Raw genomic sequence first — 2,721 nt, 5'->3', positions numbered from 1 at the left:
AATACGGCACCGTCGTAGGTCAGCGTCAGCAGCGTTTGAGCATGTAGCGCCGTGGCCATGTCGATACTGGTGTAGTAATCGTCGGCACATTTGAAGCCGACGTACTTTGCGTCGGTATCTGCGCCAACGCGCTTGAGGAAATCACTGAAGCGCACGCCTCCCCATCGGCCAATGGCGCTCCAGCCCTCGACACAGATGTGCCGGGTGATCTGATCGGTCTGGGCCATGGCACGCAGTTCTTCAAGCCTCCAACTGTGCTTGTCGGCGACCATGCCGGTTACTTCCAATCGGTAGGTGTCTTCATCGACGACAGGCGCTTCGTCGATGCCGTAGAAGGCATTGAAGGGAAATGGCCGCGTAATCATCGACTCTGCGTAGGTAGGGGCCATGGCGTTCGGGTTGAACAGCCAGCCCTGCACCCTGTCATTGAAGCGCGACATGGAGGACAGTGCCGTTTCAACTTGATCGTTATCGGAAATGTTGCAGCCGGACAGCATCGCCACGCCGCCCAGGGTCAGGCTACGCAGCAGGAAGGCGCGCCGTGAGCGATCTTCGACCTGGAGCGAAATAATTTTCCGTGCATCCTTCAGAATGGACGACTCATCCAGCCCTGGGCGTTGCTCACGCTTCCTCATACGCGCACCTTATGGCCGACGATCATGGCCCATAACGTCTTTGGAACCAGTGCGACCATCACCAAATGCACTGCGATGAAAGCCACCAACAAAGACATCGCAATAAAGTGGACGTGCCGCGCGCTGTCATAGCCGCTCAGCAGTTCACGTAGTAGCGGAAACTGTACTGACTTCCACAATACCAGGCCGGAAATCACCAGGGCGGTGATGTCCAGCATCACGAACAGATACGCAACACGCTGCACGTGGTTGTAATGGCTTATATCGTCATGCGCCAACCGCCCATGGAGTGCAGACCACAGGTCATGAAAAAAGCCTTTGGGTGATACAGGAAAAAATCGTCGCGACAGCCGGCCACTAAAAAGATTGAACAGAACGTAGACAAGGCTGACTACAACCAGCATCCACATGGCTGCGAAATGCCATTGCAACGCGCCTCCCAGCCAGCCACCCAGGGTGATCGACTTGGGAAAATCAAAACCATAAAGGGGAGAGGCGTTGTAGATACGCCATCCGCTCGTGACCATCACCAACACCGCCAAAGCGTTCAGCCAATGTGCCAATCTCAACCAGGCTGGATGACTGCTTTTTGGGGCCACAGGAGCAGCACGGGTTGTTTCAGGTGCAGCTTGCATTGGAGGAGACTCCAAATAGGAATAACGTCATAACCATTTGATCGAGTGTAGACGCTAACTCAAAACACGACGCCCTTCGAGGTGGGCGAAGCGTTCCGTACGTCCAATATGCCTCTCAGGCAGGTAGCATCCATCCGAAAAGCTTGAATTGACCCCGACAAATTGACGCCTTAATAAAAAAGCTGAACACGTCGAAGAGTGGACTCAAAGCTCGAAGCAGCATTGATGGGTTTACGTAGAGTCAAAATCATTCTCGTAGCCAATGTCGCCAGCCAGCTAGGCTTGTAACGTCAGAGGGGCGTTATCGATGAGGGTACGTTTATGCCAACTGAAAAGACTGCTCTTGTACTTGCTGGTGGTGGGAGCCTTGGCGCGGTTCAGGTCGGCATGTTACAGGCGCTCGTTGAGGCTGAGGTTTCATTCGACCTGGTGGTTGGAGCTTCGGTCGGCGCCATCAACGGTGCCTACTTCGCAGCCAGACCGAATGCCAAAGGCGTGAGCGAACTCGCGGACTTCTGGCGCAGTCTGCGTAAGTCAGATGTGTTTCCGTTCTCGGCGTTCGATACCCTCAAGGGTATTGTTAATCGACGTGGGCACTTGCTGAGCGCATCCGCATTGCATCGTTTAGTGAGCAGATCACTGCCGGTCAAATTGATCGAAGACACCGAGTTACCGCTTTATATCGTCACCACCAATTTGCTCAGCGGTGCCGAAGAGCTTCTGTCCAGTGGCAGTGCTGAACAGGCTTTGCTCGCTAGCGCTGCGATTCCGCTTGTGTTTCCCAGCGTGCGAGTCGGAGAAAAGTTCCTAGTCGATGGCGGAGTCAGCAGTAATACGCCGATTGCCAGTGCGGTGGCATTGGGGGCAATACGAGTTCTGGTTCTTCCTACCGGATTCGGTTGTGCCTGCCCATGTCCGCCCAGTGGACTCGTTGCGCTAGCCTTGCACACGCTCAATTTGATGAGCATGCGTCAACTTGTGCGTGACATCGAGTTGTACCGCGCACGCGCAGCCATCCATGTCGTCCCGCCGTTGTGCCCACTGGACGCTTCAGTGTTCGACTTCAACCAGACAGACCAATTGCTGCAACGGGCTTATCAGTCAACACAAGCCTGGATAGAAGAGGGCGGATTGATTCGCGACGGGATACCCGATTCGTTACTCGCCCATACTCATCACTTTGGTGAAGAGTGATCTTCGCCTCTCAAAAGGCAGGTCTACCTATTGCATGCGGCGGTAGATGACCCTGGCGCTGAATGGTTGGCTCACGTGCGCCGCCTATTCTCTGGATGTGGAAGGGGGCGAGCCGATATCAAAAGTTGACCAGTTCTTGTTCTTTCATTCGAGAATTCTTCCGTGCGCATCTCTGGTCAGTGAAGCTCGGAGATGTGAAATTTGTTTTGTGGTGACCGATACAAAACCTGTGCTATGGTCAACAACAGTTCTCAAAC

General features: G+C 54.2%; 4 protein-coding genes. 2 read left to right on the top strand and 2 right to left on the bottom strand.

Annotated elements, in window-relative coordinates; genetic code table 11:
• Together ACI77D_RS29190 and ACI77D_RS29185 are read right to left on the bottom strand one after the other, a co-directional pair.
• On the bottom strand, positions 1-635 hold a 635-nt coding region (locus tag ACI77D_RS29190), incomplete at its 3' end, for a molybdopterin-dependent oxidoreductase (RefSeq protein WP_407018086.1).
• The gene (locus ACI77D_RS29185; protein ID WP_407018085.1) at positions 632-1,270 is read right to left on the bottom strand and encodes a cytochrome b/b6 domain-containing protein; all 639 of its coding nucleotides are present in this window, start codon (positions 1,268-1,270) and stop codon (positions 632-634) included. The genes ACI77D_RS29185 and ACI77D_RS29190, both read right to left, overlap by 4 nt.
• A gap of 321 nt (positions 1,271-1,591) precedes the next feature.
• On the opposite strand from ACI77D_RS29185, the gene ACI77D_RS29180 reads away from it, so the two are divergent.
• The gene (locus ACI77D_RS29180) at positions 1,592-2,464 is read left to right on the top strand and encodes a patatin-like phospholipase family protein (protein ID WP_407018084.1); all 873 of its coding nucleotides are present in this window, start codon (positions 1,592-1,594) and stop codon (positions 2,462-2,464) included.
• A 46-nt stretch (positions 2,465-2,510) separates the two neighbouring features.
• The coding region (locus ACI77D_RS29175; protein ID WP_407018083.1) for a hypothetical protein at positions 2,511-2,721 on the top strand (211 nt) is incomplete at its 3' end.

This window comes from Pseudomonas sp. O39 (assembly GCF_045447295.1).
GTDB classification, from domain to species: Bacteria; Pseudomonadota; Gammaproteobacteria; order Pseudomonadales; family Pseudomonadaceae; genus Aquipseudomonas; species Aquipseudomonas antarctica_A.
The sequence above is the reverse complement of the archived record's forward strand: the minus strand, read 5'-3'. Positions and strand labels throughout refer to the sequence as shown.